The sequence below is a fragment of the Acinetobacter towneri genome (genome assembly GCF_017498585.1).
Lineage (GTDB): Bacteria > Pseudomonadota > Gammaproteobacteria > Pseudomonadales > Moraxellaceae > Acinetobacter > Acinetobacter towneri.
Genome location: NZ_CP071766.1, coordinates 536,559 through 552,298 on the forward strand (window position 1 = coordinate 536,559; position 15,740 = coordinate 552,298).

9 protein-coding genes, 2 tRNA genes and 1 rRNA gene are annotated in these 15,740 nt (G+C 41.7%); 10 read left to right on the plus strand and 2 right to left on the minus strand.

Annotation, left to right across the window (positions count from 1 at the left end):
* Positions 1 to 12: 12 nt before the first annotated feature.
* Positions 13 to 2,481: a DNA topoisomerase (ATP-hydrolyzing) subunit B gene (gyrB, locus tag J4G44_RS02615; RefSeq protein WP_004969755.1), complete on the plus strand. Its 2,469-nt coding sequence runs from the start codon at positions 13 to 15 to the stop codon at positions 2,479 to 2,481.
* Positions 2,482 to 2,642: 161 nt separating this feature from the next.
* Positions 2,643 to 3,005 carry a hypothetical protein gene (locus tag J4G44_RS02620; protein ID WP_004969754.1) on the plus strand — a complete coding sequence of 121 codons (363 nt, stop codon included), beginning with the start codon at positions 2,643 to 2,645 and terminating at the stop codon, positions 3,003 to 3,005.
* A 457-nt stretch (positions 3,006 to 3,462) separates the two neighbouring features.
* On the opposite strand, the gene J4G44_RS02625 is transcribed toward J4G44_RS02620, so the two are convergent.
* On the minus strand, positions 3,463 to 5,403 hold the full coding sequence (locus J4G44_RS02625) for an ATP-binding cassette domain-containing protein (RefSeq protein WP_104852778.1): 1,941 nt from the start codon (positions 5,401 to 5,403) through the stop codon (positions 3,463 to 3,465).
* A 387-nt stretch (positions 5,404 to 5,790) separates the two neighbouring features.
* Between J4G44_RS02625 and J4G44_RS02630 the strand changes: the two genes are divergently transcribed.
* From J4G44_RS02630 to erpA, 4 genes are all read left to right on the plus strand, one after another.
* Positions 5,791 to 6,807: a putative solute-binding protein gene (locus tag J4G44_RS02630; RefSeq protein WP_004969750.1), complete on the plus strand. Its 1,017-nt coding sequence runs from the start codon at positions 5,791 to 5,793 to the stop codon at positions 6,805 to 6,807.
* Positions 6,808 to 7,266: 459 nt separating this feature from the next.
* On the plus strand, positions 7,267 to 8,325 hold the full coding sequence (locus J4G44_RS02635) for an RNA-guided endonuclease InsQ/TnpB family protein (RefSeq protein WP_207973810.1): 1,059 nt from the start codon (positions 7,267 to 7,269) through the stop codon (positions 8,323 to 8,325).
* Between the two features lie 157 nt (positions 8,326 to 8,482).
* A complete protein-coding gene (locus J4G44_RS02640; RefSeq protein WP_131261901.1) occupies positions 8,483 to 9,490 on the plus strand; it encodes a putative solute-binding protein in 1,008 nt (335 codons plus the stop codon).
* Between the two features lie 133 nt (positions 9,491 to 9,623).
* Positions 9,624 to 9,959: an iron-sulfur cluster insertion protein ErpA gene (gene erpA, locus J4G44_RS02645; protein WP_004969742.1), complete on the plus strand. Its 336-nt coding sequence runs from the start codon at positions 9,624 to 9,626 to the stop codon at positions 9,957 to 9,959.
* 131 nt (positions 9,960 to 10,090) lie between these two features.
* On the opposite strand, the gene J4G44_RS02650 is transcribed toward erpA, so the two are convergent.
* Complete coding sequence (locus tag J4G44_RS02650; protein ID WP_004969740.1) at positions 10,091 to 11,218, minus strand: anhydro-N-acetylmuramic acid kinase; 1,128 nt, start codon at positions 11,216 to 11,218, stop codon at positions 10,091 to 10,093.
* A gap of 63 nt (positions 11,219 to 11,281) precedes the next feature.
* On the opposite strand from J4G44_RS02650, the gene tyrS reads away from it, so the two are divergent.
* The 4 genes from tyrS to J4G44_RS02670 all read left to right on the plus strand — a co-directional run bounded on the left by tyrS (position 11,282) and on the right by J4G44_RS02670 (position 15,534).
* Positions 11,282 to 12,514: a tyrosine--tRNA ligase gene (tyrS, locus tag J4G44_RS02655; RefSeq protein ID WP_180006229.1), complete on the plus strand. Its 1,233-nt coding sequence runs from the start codon at positions 11,282 to 11,284 to the stop codon at positions 12,512 to 12,514.
* 1,217 nt (positions 12,515 to 13,731) lie between these two features.
* Positions 13,732 to 15,267 (plus strand): 16S ribosomal RNA (locus tag J4G44_RS02660).
* A gap of 59 nt (positions 15,268 to 15,326) precedes the next feature.
* A tRNA-Ile gene (locus J4G44_RS02665) sits at positions 15,327 to 15,403 on the plus strand.
* 55 nt (positions 15,404 to 15,458) lie between these two features.
* Positions 15,459 to 15,534 (plus strand) — tRNA-Ala (locus J4G44_RS02670).
* The last annotated feature ends 206 nt before the right edge of the window (positions 15,535 to 15,740 follow it).

A 15,740-nucleotide genomic window follows, 5' to 3' on the forward strand; every position in this document is an offset into this window, starting at 1 on the left:
TAGGGAGAAACCATGAGTTCAGAAGATCAATCTGTCTCTACTACAGAACAAACCAATGAAAAGGCTTATGATTCCTCTAGTATCAAAGTATTGCGTGGCCTAGATGCTGTTCGTAAACGCCCAGGCATGTATATCGGTGATACAGATGATGGTACAGGTTTGCATCACATGGTGTTCGAGGTAGTCGATAACGCTATTGATGAAGCTTTGGCGGGTCATTGTGATGAAATTTTGGTGACTATCCATGAAGATGAATCTGTCAGCGTATCTGACAATGGTCGTGGTATCCCAACCGATATTCACCCTGAAGAAGGTGTCTCTGCAGCAGAGGTCATTCTGACCATTCTGCACGCAGGTGGTAAGTTTGATGACAACAGTTATAAAGTGTCGGGCGGTTTGCACGGCGTTGGTGTGTCGGTGGTCAATGCTTTATCGAGTAAACTTGAATTAACGATTAAACGCGCGGGTCAAATTCACCAACAGGAATACCGCCATGGTGATCCACAATATCCTTTAAAAGTAGTGGGCGACACTGAGCAATCAGGTACGACTGTGCGTTTTTGGCCAAGTGCTGAAACCTTTAGCCAAACCATTTTTAATGTGGATATTTTGGCACGCCGATTGCGTGAATTGTCTTTCTTAAACGCGGGCGTGCGTATTGTATTGCGTGATGAACGTGTCAATTTAGAACATATTTTTGACTATGAAGGTGGTTTGTCTGAATTTGTGAAATATATCAATGCAGGCAAAACCCATCTGAATGAAATTTTCCATTTCACGACACAGGCTGAAAACGGAATTACCGTAGAAGTTGCTTTGCAGTGGAATGATTCCTATCAGGAAAACGTACGTTGCTTTACCAATAACATTCCACAAAAAGACGGTGGAACGCACTTGGCAGGCTTCCGTGCTGCGCTAACCCGTGGGTTAAACAACTACATGGAAAGCGAAAATATCCTGAAAAAAGAAAAAGTCGTGGTGTCGGGTGATGATGCACGTGAAGGTTTAACCGCGATTGTGTCGGTCAAAGTGCCAGATCCAAAATTCTCATCACAGACCAAAGAAAAATTGGTATCGAGTGAAGTGAAACCTGCTGTTGAGCAGGCCATGAATAAATCTTTCTCTGAATATTTATTGGAAAATCCACAAGCGGCAAAATCCATTGCGGGTAAAATTATTGATGCAGCGCGTGCCCGTGATGCGGCGCGTAAAGCCCGTGAAATGACGCGCCGCAAGAGTGCTTTGGATATTGCAGGTTTGCCTGGTAAATTGGCTGACTGTCAGGAAAAAGACCCTGCATTATCTGAATTATATCTAGTCGAGGGTGACTCTGCAGGTGGTTCGGCTAAACAAGGTCGTAACCGTAAAATGCAGGCAATTTTGCCACTGAAAGGTAAAATCCTGAACGTGGAACGTGCCCGTTTTGACAAGATGATTTCATCGGCAGAAGTAGGTACTTTAATTACCGCTTTGGGCTGTGGTATTGGTCGTGAAGAATATAACCCAGACAAACTGCGTTATCACAAAATCATCATCATGACCGATGCTGACGTAGATGGTTCACACATTCGTACCTTGCTATTGACCTTCTTCTTCCGTCAAATGCCAGAATTGGTTGAGCGTGGTCATATTTATATCGCACAGCCACCATTGTATAAGCTGAAAAAAGGCAAGCAGGAACAATACATCAAAGATAACGATGCTTTAGAAACCTATTTAATTTCTAATGCGATTGATGAATTGGAGCTGCATGTGAGTGCTGATGCACCTGCAATTCGTGGTGAGGCTTTAGCCAAAGTCATTGCTGATTATCAAACTTCACAAAAGAGTTTGAGCCGTTTAACGCTGCGTTATCCTGCAAGTCTGTTGGATGGTTTATTAGAATTAGATGCCTTTAAAATTGATCAAGCAGCAGATCAGGCGTATGTACAACAATGGGGCGAGCAATTACGTCAAAGCATTGAACGATTACAACCAAGTTTGCGTCCTGAATTAAGCATCGAACAGTTTGAAAAAGAAGATGCGGATGGTCAAAAATCTGCAACGTATTGGCCACGAATCACGGTATATGTGCACAACTTGCCACATACCTATTTGCTAGACACAGGTTTGCTGGGTTCAGCTGAATATGCACGTTTGCTGAAAAATTCAAAAAGCTGGTTTACGCTGCTTGAAGAAGGTGCGTATTTGGAAAAAGGCGAACGTAAAATTACGGTCAACAATTTCCATCAAGTGTGGCAACACATTTTGCAGGACTCGCGTCGCGGCATGATGATTCAGCGCTATAAAGGTTTGGGTGAGATGAATGCGGAACAACTTTGGGAAACCACGATGGACCCAGAAAACCGCAATATGTTGCAAGTCACCATTGATGATGCCATTGAAGCAGACCGCATGTTCTCTTGCTTAATGGGCGATGATGTAGAACCACGTCGTGCCTTTATTGAAGAAAATGCCTTAAATGCAGATATTGACGCTTAATTCGTCCAAATCATCCGCATAACCATAAGCACTCTACGGAGTGCTTTTTTATGTTTGGCTTTTGTTGTTGTCGTGATTCATCCAAATAACTTTTATAAAACTGACTTATTGTTCTGTCATGCTGAGCTACATTAAGCCAAAAATATAGGAGAATCATTAAGATGGATAATCAATTAGAACAAGCACGTGATGCATGGGTGAATGCTTTTTTTACTGGCAATGTGGAGCTGTTAGCACACTATGAAGATGAAGATTTTAAAGTCGTTTATACGGCAGAATCACGTGTGGAAAATCGTGAAACACGTTATGCCAACATTCAGCATGCAGTGAATAATGGTGTTTGGAAACCGATCAAACCGAATGTTGAATTAGAAGAATATGAGTTTGATCGTGAGCAGGTTAACTGTCGGATTCAAATTGGTTTGGCGGATGATCAAGGGTATATTCAAGAAATCTGGCGCTATATTCAGGGCTGGAAAATACAAGAATTATGTATTAGCAAAGCAAAAATTACTGCCGAGTAGCAGCGATTTTCTGTGAATCACTGAGATTCAATGACTCAAAATAACCATGAAAGAATGGATTGATTTGGCTTTAATTAGAGTTTTGAATTTAAAATAACAGTTAGTTTGAGTTGTGGATAACTAAGTTTTTGCTTTTAAATTTAAATTGTAGATTTTGAATTTAAAAATCACACTGAGTTTTAAATTCAAAACTTCTTGCTTGGTAGCTATCGTTGTCTTACTTTTATTCAGGGTGGGGGGTGTCATACAACTATGCTGTGGTGCAAGATTGATAAGTAAAAATAAACAAACGCAGAGAGTGACTTAAATTTCTTTGCGTGGTTATTGTGAAGATAAACTAAAGATTAAAACTATTACGAATGTGTCTTATAAGTATGGAACATACACAATGCATATTCTACGAAATATGATGAGATTTAACCCTATTTAGCATAGCGTTAAAATCTCATCGGTATGGCTATTCAAAGCTACTTTCGAGTTCTTCCAATTCCATCATCAATTCAAGCATTTGTTCTTCTGCCTGTGCCAATTTTGTTTTCAGATCATTTTGCTCATTCATGAGTTTGAGCAAATCATCTTTACGGTTGGCATCGTAAAGGGCAGGATCTGCCAGTTCGGTTTCAATTTCAGTCAGACGCGGTTGAATTTTTTCAATTTGCGCTTCGTATTTTTCAATATTTTTACGAATAGGGCGAGTTTGTTCACGGCGTTGTGCTGCCAGTTTGCGTTGAGCTTCTTTATCTACTTTGACTAGGTTAGTCTTGTTCTCAACCACTGGACTTGGATTGGATGGAGCTGTGTTGGATGTACCTTGCTTAAGCATGTCTGCACGAGCTTGGCGTAACCATTGGGCATAATCTTGTAAATCGCCTTCAAATTCTGTGCATTGTCCTGCATGAACCAAGAGTAAGTCATCGCAGACACTGGCAATTAATTGACGTTCGTGTGACACCAATACCACTGCACCTTCATAATCCTGTAATGCCATGGTTAAGGCATGTCGCATATCTAAGTCTAAATGGTTGGTCGGTTCGTCCAGAATCAGTACGTTAGGACGTTGCCAGACAATTAAAGCCAAAGCCAAACGTGCACGTTCACCTCCTGAAAAACTTTCACAAGGCGTGTCCATACGTTCGCCACTAAAACCAAAACTGCCTAAAAAGGCGCGTAAAGTGGCTTCGCTGATTTTTTTATCGGCAATGCGTGCCAGTTGTAGCATCGGGCTGGCGCTATCATCCAAAGCATCCATTTGATGCTGTGCAAAATAGCCAATATTGAGTAATTCTGAGGCTTTGCGAGTACCTGCCAATAACGCCAATTCACCCACTAAGGATTTAATTAAGGTCGATTTACCTGCGCCGTTCATCCCCAATAAACCAATACGACTGGTCGGGGTAATTTGTAGGTTAATTTTGCTGGCAATCACTTTGTCTGCATAACCAATGCTGACTTGTTCCAAGGTCAGTAAGGGTGAGCTCATTTTGGTCGGTTCACGGAAACTAAAGGTAAATGGTGTATCTACATGCGCAGGGGCAAGCAATTGCATGCGTTCCAATTGCTTGATACGGCTTTGTGCCTGCCGTGCTTTGGTGGCTTTGGCTTTAAAACGATCAATATATTTTTGTAAATGTGCACGGGTTTCTAATTGTTTTTCATACGCTTGTTGATGTTGTGCCAAGCGTTCACTGCGTGTGGTTTCAAAGGTTGAATAATTGCCTGTATATAAAGTCAGTTCACTATTTTCAATATGTAAAATATGATCGGTAATGGCATCTAAAAAATCACGGTCATGGGAAATCAGCACCAAAGTTCCCGCATAGGCTTTAAGCCAGTCTTCTAACCATAAAATTGCATCTAAGTCTAAGTGGTTGGTTGGTTCGTCCAGTAATAATAATTCGGAGCGACTCATTAAGGTACGCGCCAAATTTAAACGCATGCGCCATCCACCAGAAAAACTACTGACCGCCAAGCTGTTTTGATGTTCCATAAAACCTAAACCTGCCATCAGTTGTGCGGCTTTGGCGGGTGCGGTATAGCCATGAATTTCATCAAAACGACCATGCAAATGTGCAAGTTGGTCATTATTTAATTGTTCAGGATGTTGCAGTTGTTGTTGAATGTTCCAGTATTCTTCATCACCCGACAGCACAAAATCAATCGCAGGCAAATCCAATGCTTTAACTTCCTGTGCCATGTGCGCCACAGTCCAGCCTTGCGGACGGCTCAACGTACCTTCGTCTGGGGTTAAACTACCTAAAAGCGCAGCAAATAAACTGGATTTTCCTGCACCATTGACACCTGTAAGACCGACTTTCCAGCCTGGATGGATTTGCATAGACGCTTTTTGAAATAAAACACGTCCACCGCGGCGTAAAGAAACTTGGTCAAGTTGAATCATGGTGTTTACTGGTCACAACAAAAGTTGGGCATATTCTAATGGAAGCCCACCAGAAAACAAAAATAAGCCCAGTTTTATTTGTGATTTGCGAAAAATCTCTCTTGTGATGTTTAAAAATTATGATCTAACAACAGGCTTTTTTTATGACTTTGTAAACAAGCACAAAATACGTGCATGTTGGAAATGATCTTTATTTTGATCTAAATCTATAAAATATAAGTGAATTATGAAATAAAAATGATCGCTTAAATAAGGCAGTATAAGGTTTTGGCAGAATTGACAGATGAAATTCGAGTAAATGCTCTATTTTTTTAATTTGAACTTGCTTAATATTTGTTTCGTGTACGGACACTCAAAAATAAAAAAATCTGTAGAAGGATCGAAACAATGAAAAAAATATGGGTCAGCGCAACATTGACAGCATTCGCAGCGATCGGTTTCAGTGCTCAGGCGCAAGCAGCAAAAGTAGATGTATGTGTCTTTGACTTACTGGGTAAGTCAGGTGAATCTTTTCAGATGGCACAAGAGTGGGCGCTAGCAGCAAAAGGCTGGGGTGCAGAAGTCAATTTAATTCCACGTCAGGATGAAGCTGTCGCAGACAATGATTTTAAAGCAGGCAAATGTGATGGGGTATTTATGACCGCCATGCGTGCTCGCCAATACAATAAATTTGCAGGCTCGATTGATGCTTTAGGTGGTGCGCCAAGTAATGCGATTGCACAACGTGCCATCAGCTTTGCTTTAGATCAACGTAATGCAGCGAAAATGGTTACCAATTTAGGTGGCAAGAAATATGAAGTTGCGGGTATTTCACCTTTAGGTTCGGCCTTTATTTTTGTGCGCGACAAGAACATCAGCTCGATTGAAAAAGCAGCAGGGAAAAAGTTTGCGGTATTGGGCTATGACGATGCACAAAAAATTATGGTGCAGCGTGTAGGTGCGCAAGCTGTCATTTCTGATGTATCTAACTTTGTGGCGAAATTTAACAATGGTCAGGTCGATATGGTCGGTGCGCCTGCCTATGCGTACAAACCTTTAGAAATCTACAAGGGTTTAGGCAATAACGGGGCGATGTTTAACTTCCCTGTATTACAAGTGACCGCAGACTTTGTGATTCGCCCTGAACAATTCCCTGCGGGCTTTGGGCAAAAATCACGAGATTGGTTTGTAAAAAATCTGCCTAAAGCGATGAGTATGATTAATCGTTTAGAAGGTGAAATTCCAGCCAAATATAAAATGAACTTGAGCGCAGAAGATAAAACTAAATATCAAAAAATGCTACGTGATGGACGTATGGATATGACCAAACGCGGTATTTATGACCCTGCCATGATGAGTGTGTTAAAACGCGCTCGTTGTTCTGTCGAAAAAACCAATTTTGAATGTTCACTTGGTGGTGAATAGATTGATTTTTAATAAAAAGCCGAGGGTCTGTTGATATTTCATAAATGGCTTGCGCTGTAGGCTAAAACTGAGCAGATCAGGCATGAAACGTAGGGAATAGTGGGTCTATTGCCAAGTTTCATAACGCAATCTGAGAAAGTTTTAGCCACAGTCCTTCGGAACGAGCATATTTTTTGCTGCTATTGCGTTATGAGTCAGTCATTTAGAATGACTAAATTTCCTGCCTCATGCCTTATATCAGCTAAAAAACCTTGCGAGATATATCTCTCACGTCGCAAACATAGACGAAGTATCAACAGACCCTAGATTTCTAGGTTTTTTTATCCACTGGAGCGAAAAACCTCGTGGTTCAGCACGAGGATATAAGCGACTGGAGTAAACCATATGAACGACACGAAATGTCGTTTTAAATACTTGTACTATAGTCACTATTAAGAAAAATACTGTTAAAATAATTGGATGAAGACACTCAAATTAAGCATAAAAGACAAACATTGCAAGGTGCTAAATCAGTTAGCATCCGAAGTAAATTTTGTCTGGAATTATGTCAATGATTTGTGTTTTAAGCATCTACAACGTAAACAACAATTCTTTTCAGCATACGACCTTGCAAAATACACGAAAGGCACATCGAAAGAATGCAACTTGCACAGTCAAACTATTCAAGCAGTGACAGAAGAATTGGTCACAAGACGCAAGCAGTTCAAAAAAGCAAAACTAAAATGGCGTGTCAGTAATAAAAAATCAGCTAGACGTTCACTGGGTTGGATACCGTTTAAAAAGGTTGCAATCAAATATGCTGATGGCTATGTTCAATATGGCAAGCATCAATTTAAACTATGGGATAGTTACGGATTAAGTCAATACAATATCAAAACAGGCACATTCGTAGAAGATAGTCGTGGACGTTGGTATGTTTGTCTTGTAGTTGATGCAGTCAAAATAGAAAAAAACAACGCTAAAACCTCAATTGGCATAGATTTAGGTTTAAAAGATTTAGCGACTTGTTCAGATGGCGTAAAACTTAAAGCACCTCAAATCTATCGGCAATATGAACAAAAACTTGGTATTGCTCAACGTGCAAAAAATAAGAAACGTGTCAAAGCCATCCATGCCAAGATTAAAAATGTAAGACAAAACATGCTGCATCAATTCAGCCGAAAACTGGTGAATGAACATGCAGCCATCTTCGTTGGCAATGTGAATGCCAAAGCATTAGCACAAACCAGATTGGCTAAATCAGTGCTAGATGCCAGTTGGACAACACTAAGAACCATGCTCAAGTATAAATGCGAGAACGCAGGGGTATGTTATGAAGAAGTCAATGAAGCCTATACCACCCAAACTTGTTCGTGCTGTGGCTCACGCTCCAGTAGTTCGGAAGGTAGAGCAGGACTTGGAATAAGAGAATGGCAGTGTGTGGAGTGTGGTACGCTCCATGATCGGGATGTAAATTCCGCACTGAATATTCTTGCGCTCGGGCATGAGCGTCTAGCAGTAGGAATCTCCGTCCTTTAGGTCGGGGAGGATGTCAAATTGAAAGATTCGTCAATTGAGTCATATCAGCCAAAGATCAAAATTCGCTAATCTTAGCTTGATGAAAAGTACAGTGCTACAAAATTGAAGGTTTGAATCAATTTTGACCAGAAAAACAAAAAATGGAAGGAACTATAAAATGAAACAATGGACGCAAGCTTTATTATTCGGTGCAGGCTTGTCTTTAGCCGCCAGTGCAGTGCAGGCTAAGCAAGTGGTCTGTGTATTCGACTTGGTCGGTAAAAACGGTGATGTCTATAACTTAATGCAAGACTATCAATTGGCGGCCAAAAACTGGGGCGCAGAAATTGAGTTACGCGTAGGACAAAACGAAGGCGTGATTGCAGAAGATTTTAAAGCAGGAAAATGTGATGGTATTAGTGTGACGGGCATGCGTGGTCGTCAATTTAACCATTTTACAGGCTCATTAGATGCAATTGGTGCGATTCCAGATTTAAAACTGGCAGTTAAAGTCATGCAAGGTTTGGCGAGTCCTGCTTTTGCCAAATATATGCGCAATGGTCAGTATGAAGTCGCAGGTGTCATTCCTGTGGGTGATGCCTTTTTGATGGTGAATGACCGCAGTATTAATAGTGTCGCCAAAGCCGCGGGGAAAAAAATTGCTGTTTTAGATTATGACCAAGCGCAAAAAATAATGGTACAGCAAATTGGTGCGCAAGCAGTAAGTGCCGATGTCACCAATTTTGGCAGTAAATTTAACAATGGTCAGGTCGATATTATTGGTGCGCCTGCTGCAGTATTCCGTCCTTTGGAACTACATAAAGGCTTAGGCACTAAAGGCGCGATTGTGAATTATCCAATTTTACAGGTCACGGGCAATATTATTATCCGCCCAGATAAATTCCCTGCAGGTTTTGGGCAAAAATCACGTGAATGGGTGAAAGGGCAGTTACCACGTGCCTTTGGTATTTTAGGCAAAATGAAAGCCGATATTCCTGCAAAATATTGGATGCAAGTGCCTGCAGCAGATCAACCGGGTTATCAAAAAATGATGCGTGAATCGCGGATTGATTTAACTAAACGTGGTGTTTATGACAAACGCATGATGAAATTATTGTGGCAATTCCGCTGTAAAGAAGCGCCAACCAATTTTGAATGTGGCTTGCAGGACGAAAATTACAAGTAATTGGAGAATCTTGAGGTAATTACTCAGAATTCACTTTAATTCTGCATCACCGTCCCAATATTGAGTATGCTATACTTGATAAGTGGTCTTTTTGCAGAAAAGACATCTGAATTGTACCTGAGGAAAATCCATCATGAATGCCCAAGCACTTGAGCTCACCGACAACGCTGCTAAAAAAGTTCGCCAATTGCGTGACAGTGAAGGTAATCAAGACTTAATGCTACGTGTATATGTGACAGGTGGCGGTTGTTCAGGATTTTCTTATGGCTTTAACTTTGCGGAAAGCCAAAATGAAGATGATGCAGAATTTGTGAATGGCGATGTAAAAATGCTGGTCGATTCACTCAGCTATCAATATTTAGTTGGCTCGGTAGTGGACTATATTGAAGGCTTGGAAGGTTCGCGTTTTGTGGTACAAAACCCGAATGCAACCACGACTTGTGGTTGTGGTTCTTCATTCTCAATCTAAGTATGATTTAAATATTTTTGAGTATCAGCATCTGAAAAAGTAGATTGATGCACTCAAAATGATCAAAGCCTTTCCTATATAGAAGAGGAAAGGCTTTTTTGTTGCTACTGATCTGGTTTAAAAGTGCATCCTTAAACCAAAGTCATGGTACCTAAAATGCGATCACCTTTAGCCCCTGTGACCGCAGGTAAATTGCCACTTAATTGCTGACAAAAACGCATTGCCAACCAAGCAAAGGCGGTGGCTTCGACCCATGTTGGGTTTAGCCCTAAATCGGCTGTACTTTGTACAGTCCATTGATGTTTGCGCAAACGCCAGCGCAATTGCTCTAGCAAATAAGAATTATAGGCACCACCGCCACAGACATAGACTTCACCTGTATCCATGCCTGAACGATAAATGGCTTTTTTAATCGCGCGGGTGGTGAGCTTTAATAAAGTCGCTTGAATATTTTCAGGATTATCTTCCAGCTCGTCATATTCCACATCATTGCGCCAATCGGCAACCTGTTCATCTAGCCATTCCAAGTTAAAGTCTTCGCGCCCTGTACTTTTGGGTGGTTCTTTAGAGAAAAAAGCATGGGCTTGTAAACGATCTAACAAGCTGCGAATCGGATGTCCATACGCAGCCCAATTGCCATTTTCATCATAAGGTTGTCCTGTGTAACGCTCACACCAAGCATCCATTAAAATATTGGCAGGCCCTGTATCAAAACCCGATACTGCTTCGGGCTGTCCTGCAGGCAACAAACTGACATTGGCAATGCCGCCTAAATTTAAAATTACCCGATGAATACTCGGATGTTGGAATAAGTTTTGATGGAAAGCGGGCACTAACGGTGCGCCTTGTCCGCCTGCAGCCATGTCACGACGACGAAAATCTGAAATTACAGGAATTTGGGTGATTTCGGTGATGATGTTCGGATCACCAATTTGTAAAGTAAAAGCATGTTCAGGACGATGACGAATGGTCTGGCCATGCGAACCAATCGCTTTAATTTGAGATTTATCCAGTTTATTTTTTTCAATCAGGCTGTTAATACCATGTCCAATCATGGTGGCTAAAGCCACATCTGCTTTGCCCATGCGGTCAATTTCATTGTCACCTGGCAAAGTCAGTGCCATGAGTTCGTCACGTAAATCGGGATCAAACGGCAAAGTCAGGGTCGCGTGGAGTTGCAGTGGATCAAAAGAAGCAGCAACAAGATCGACACCATCCATACTTGTGCCCGTCATTACCCCAATATAGATCGCTGTCATGGTTATTCTATAGCCTGCAATATGCTGAAAAAGTGTTAGTATATCGCACAAATTGAATAACTGATGTGTTTGGATTTCGTGATGTCAAATTTCCTGCCGGCTGAAGAACAACTTGCCCTCATTCAACGAGGCACGCATGAAATTATTTCTGAAGAAGATCTTCTAAAGAAATTAAAAGAGAATCGTCCTTTAAAAATTAAGGCGGGGTTTGACCCGACTGCACCTGATTTACACTTGGGGCATACGGTATTAATCAATAAATTAAAAGTATTCCAAGACTTAGGTCACGAAGTATTTTTCTTGATTGGCGATTACACTGCCATGATTGGTGACCCAACAGGTAAAAGTGCTACACGTCCGCCGTTGTCACGTGAAAAAGTCTTGGAAAATGCCAAAACGTATCAGGAACAAGTTTTTAAAATTCTTGATCCAAATAAAACCAAAGTGGTGTTTAACTCTGAATGGTTTGCAACAAAAACTGCAGCAGACTTAATTCAGTTGGCATCGCAGCAAACCGTAGCGCGTATGTTGGAACGTGATGACTTCACCAAGCGTTATAACAACCAGCAACCGATTGCGATTCACGAATTTTTGTATCCGTTGGTACAAGGTTATGACTCGGTGGCATTACAAGCCGATGTAGAATTGGGCGGTACAGACCAGACCTTTAACTTGTTGATGGGACGTACCTTGCAAGGTCGTTATGATCAGGAAGCGCAAGTTTGTATTACCGTGCCAATTCTTGAAGGTTTAGATGGCGTGAATAAAATGTCTAAATCTTTGGGCAATTATATTGGTGTATTTGATGCACCGGGTGCGATGTATCAAAAAGTCTTGTCGATGCCTGATAGTCTGATTGAACGCTATTTTGAATTACTCAGCTTCAAGTCGATGGATGAAATTGAAGTGTTGCTCAAAGAAATGGCAGAAGGTCGTAATCCGCAAGAAATCAAAAAGATTTTGGCACTCGAATTGGTTGAGCGTTTCCACGGCAGCGAAGCTGCAGCCAATGCGCATAAAGGTGCGGGTAATATTATTACTGAAGGTGAATTACCTGAAGGTACGCCAGAAGTAACGATTTCACGTGCTGAATTTGGTGGCGAATTATTTATTGCTTCTATTGTACGTGCTGCAGGTTTAACTAAAAATGCTGCGCAAGCCAAAGATGCTGTGGCACGTGGCGCAGTGAAAGTAGATTGGAATGTGGTCGATGCGGGTTTCTCGGTCAAAGAAAACGCAACACACATTATTCAGGCGGGCAAAAAAGCCATTGCCAAAGTCACATTTACGGACTAGATCCATTCTAAGTGATTGAAATAAAAGCAGGCTTCGGTCTGCTTTTATTTTCTGTTTGGTATATTAATTATATGAATAAGTAAATTCAAAAAAAACCTTATAAAAACAACACTTAAATTTTGCCAAGCAGCTTGCATTTTTGCTCAGTTATGTATAAGATTTACCCATCTAGACACAGTGTACAAAACAGATCTAGAGGGTACTTATAACTATAGCTCCACAATTTACAAGTCCCTTCCCCAAGGGACTCTTTTTTTCGTATAACTATAATAATGATATATGGATCGCATATAGATTCAACTCCGAGGGAGAGATTTTGGGAGAGATCTCTTTCTTTTTTTTGCCTCTAGTTTTGTTGTGGTTTATATCTAAAGGTAAAATGTAAGATTACTTCTCTTTGTTTTATAAAAATTTTCTTAAAACTTTAAGACCTAAATTCAAAATTCAAAGCTAAAGCTACTTTTATACGGCAAAACCTCTTGTAGGTAGTGCATGTGGATGGCGCGATCTAAACTTGTTGAATAGAGGAGTAGACTCATTCGACTTGAAATCAATAATGTAAATGCTGAACACCAACTTTTAATCAACGGACAAGACCTCCACACTGATATGAAATCAATGATAGGTACGCCGTATGTAGGAATATGATTCTGGATAATGCAAAAGCATTTTTAACTGAGATGTAAAATTTTTTTAGATATCATAAGACAAAAAGAATTGTATACATTGGCAATCGTTGATTACAGCCTGCAAAACTTGACCGATTTGAGCCCATAAAAGTATGGATAAAAAAGCCCTCTTTACTTTGTAGATGTGAGTTTTTATTTAAATTTGATGAAAAAATAGCTAAAAAATTAAAAAACCAAGTATTTTTGTAGAAAAAAAATACATACGTGAAAAATATCCTAATTTGGGGCTTGCAAAGATTTTGAAATCCCCTAGAATGCACACATCCCGACGCGAAACAGCCTACGAACTTAGCTTACAGGGTTGAGTTGTTAGAAGTGTTTTGCGTTAAAATTTCTGCTGACGAGGCAGAAATTAAGATCATTAAGAGATTATGAAGAACAACTTGTGTGGATTTTTACTGATTGATTGATCGAAAATATTTCATTGATTGATTGGTTTAAATTACTCGAAGTTTATTTGAGCGAAATTTAAGTCAGAAAATTGATGAGCCAGATTTGGAAGTTTAGATTAAAACTTCAAAATGATTTTAACTGAAGAGTTTGATCATGGCTCAGATTGAACGCTGGCGGCAGGCTTAACACATGCAAGTCGAGCGGGCGAGGTTGCTTCGGTAACTGAGCTAGCGGCGGACGGGTGAGTAAAGCTTAGGAATCTGCCTATTAGTGGGGGACAACATTCCGAAAGGGATGCTAATACCGCATACGTCCTACGGGAGAAAGCAGGGGCTCTTTATGACCTTGCGCTAATAGATGAGCCTAAGTCGGATTAGCTAGTTGGTGGGGTAAAGGCCTACCAAGGCGACGATCTGTAGCGGGTCTGAGAGGATGATCCGCCACACTGGGACTGAGACACGGCCCAGACTCCTACGGGAGGCAGCAGTGGGGAATATTGGACAATGGGGGGAACCCTGATCCAGCCATGCCGCGTGTGTGAAGAAGGCCTTTTGGTTGTAAAGCACTTTAAGTGGGGAGGAGGCTTACCTGGTTAATACCTGGGCTAAGTGGACGTTACCCACAGAATAAGCACCGCTAACTCTGTGCCAGCAGCCGCGGTAATACAGAGGGTGCGAGCGTTAATCGGATTTACTGGGCGTAAAGCGCGCGTAGGTGGTTAATTAAGTCAAATGTGAAATCCCCGAGCTTAACTTGGGAATTGCATTCGATACTGGTTAGCTAGAGTATGGGAGAGGATGGTAGAATTCCAGGTGTAGCGGTGAAATGCGTAGAGATCTGGAGGAATACCGATGGCGAAGGCAGCCATCTGGCCTAATACTGACACTGAGGTGCGAAAGCATGGGGAGCAAACAGGATTAGATACCCTGGTAGTCCATGCCGTAAACGATGTCTACTAGCCGTTGGGGGATTTGATCCTTTAGTGGCGCAGCTAACGCGATAAGTAGACCGCCTGGGAGTACGGTCGCAAGACTAAAACTCAAATGAATTGACGGGGGCCCGCACAAGCGGTGGAGCATGTGGTTTAATTCGATGCAACGCGAAGAACCTTACCTGGCCTTGACATAGTAGAGACTTTTCAGAGATGGAAAGGTGCCTTCGGGAATCTACATACAGGTGCTGCATGGCTGTCGTCAGCTCGTGTCGTGAGATGTTGGGTTAAGTCCCGCAACGAGCGCAACCCTTTTCCTTACTTGCCAGCATTTCGGATGGGAACTTTAAGGATACTGCCAGTGACAAACTGGAGGAAGGCGGGGACGACGTCAAGTCATCATGGCCCTTACGGCCAGGGCTACACACGTGCTACAATGGTCGGTACAAAGGGTTGCTACCTCGCGAGAGGATGCTAATCTCAAAAAGCCGATCGTAGTCCGGATCGCAGTCTGCAACTCGACTGCGTGAAGTCGGAATCGCTAGTAATCGCGGATCAGAATGCCGCGGTGAATACGTTCCCGGGCCTTGTACACACCGCCCGTCACACCATGGGAGTTTGTTGCACCAGAAGTAGGTAGTCTAACCGCAAGGAGGACGCTTACCACGGTGTGGCCGATGACTGGGGTGAAGTCGTAACAAGGTAGCCGTAGGGGAACCTGCGGCTGGATCACCTCCTTAACGAAAGATTGACGATTGGTAAGAATCCACAACAAGTTGTTCTTCATTGATGTATCTGAGGGTCTGTAGCTCAGTTGGTTAGAGCACACGCTTGATAAGCGTGGGGTCACAAGTTCAAGTCTTGTCAGACCCACCACTACTGACGAAGCAATTATGCAGAAGAAGATACATCGAATCACAGATGATAAGCTGGGGACTTAGCTTAGTTGGTAGAGCGCCTGCTTTGCACGCAGGAGGTCAGGAGTTCGACTCTCCTAGTCTCCACCAAATTTTAAGATCAGAAAAGCACTGTTTTTCCTTAAAATTTAAGCAAACAGCTATGCTGTGCGCAGGCACACATATACTGGAGCTTTAAGCTAAAGATTGCAGAACTTAATAAAAGATCGAATGATTAGATTTGATGGTTTATTAAGTTCTGTGATTTAAATATCACAGTATTTAGTGCGATCTGACGAAGACGCATTAATTCATTA

Coding starts and splice junctions, on each gene's coding strand:
- gyrB (WP_004969755.1), top strand. CDS start 13: ATGAGTTCAGAAGATCAATCTGTCTCTACTACAGAACAAACCAATGAA.
- J4G44_RS02620 (WP_004969754.1), top strand. CDS start 2,643: ATGGATAATCAATTAGAACAAGCACGTGATGCATGGGTGAATGCTTTT.
- J4G44_RS02625 (WP_104852778.1), bottom strand. CDS start 5,403: ATGATTCAACTTGACCAAGTTTCTTTACGCCGCGGTGGACGTGTTTTA.
- J4G44_RS02630 (WP_004969750.1), top strand. CDS start 5,791: ATGAAAAAAATATGGGTCAGCGCAACATTGACAGCATTCGCAGCGATC.
- J4G44_RS02635 (WP_207973810.1), top strand. CDS start 7,267: ATGAAGACACTCAAATTAAGCATAAAAGACAAACATTGCAAGGTGCTA.
- J4G44_RS02640 (WP_131261901.1), top strand. CDS start 8,483: ATGAAACAATGGACGCAAGCTTTATTATTCGGTGCAGGCTTGTCTTTA.
- erpA (WP_004969742.1), top strand. CDS start 9,624: ATGAATGCCCAAGCACTTGAGCTCACCGACAACGCTGCTAAAAAAGTT.
- J4G44_RS02650 (WP_004969740.1), bottom strand. CDS start 11,218: ATGACAGCGATCTATATTGGGGTAATGACGGGCACAAGTATGGATGGT.
- tyrS (WP_180006229.1), top strand. CDS start 11,282: ATGTGTTTGGATTTCGTGATGTCAAATTTCCTGCCGGCTGAAGAACAA.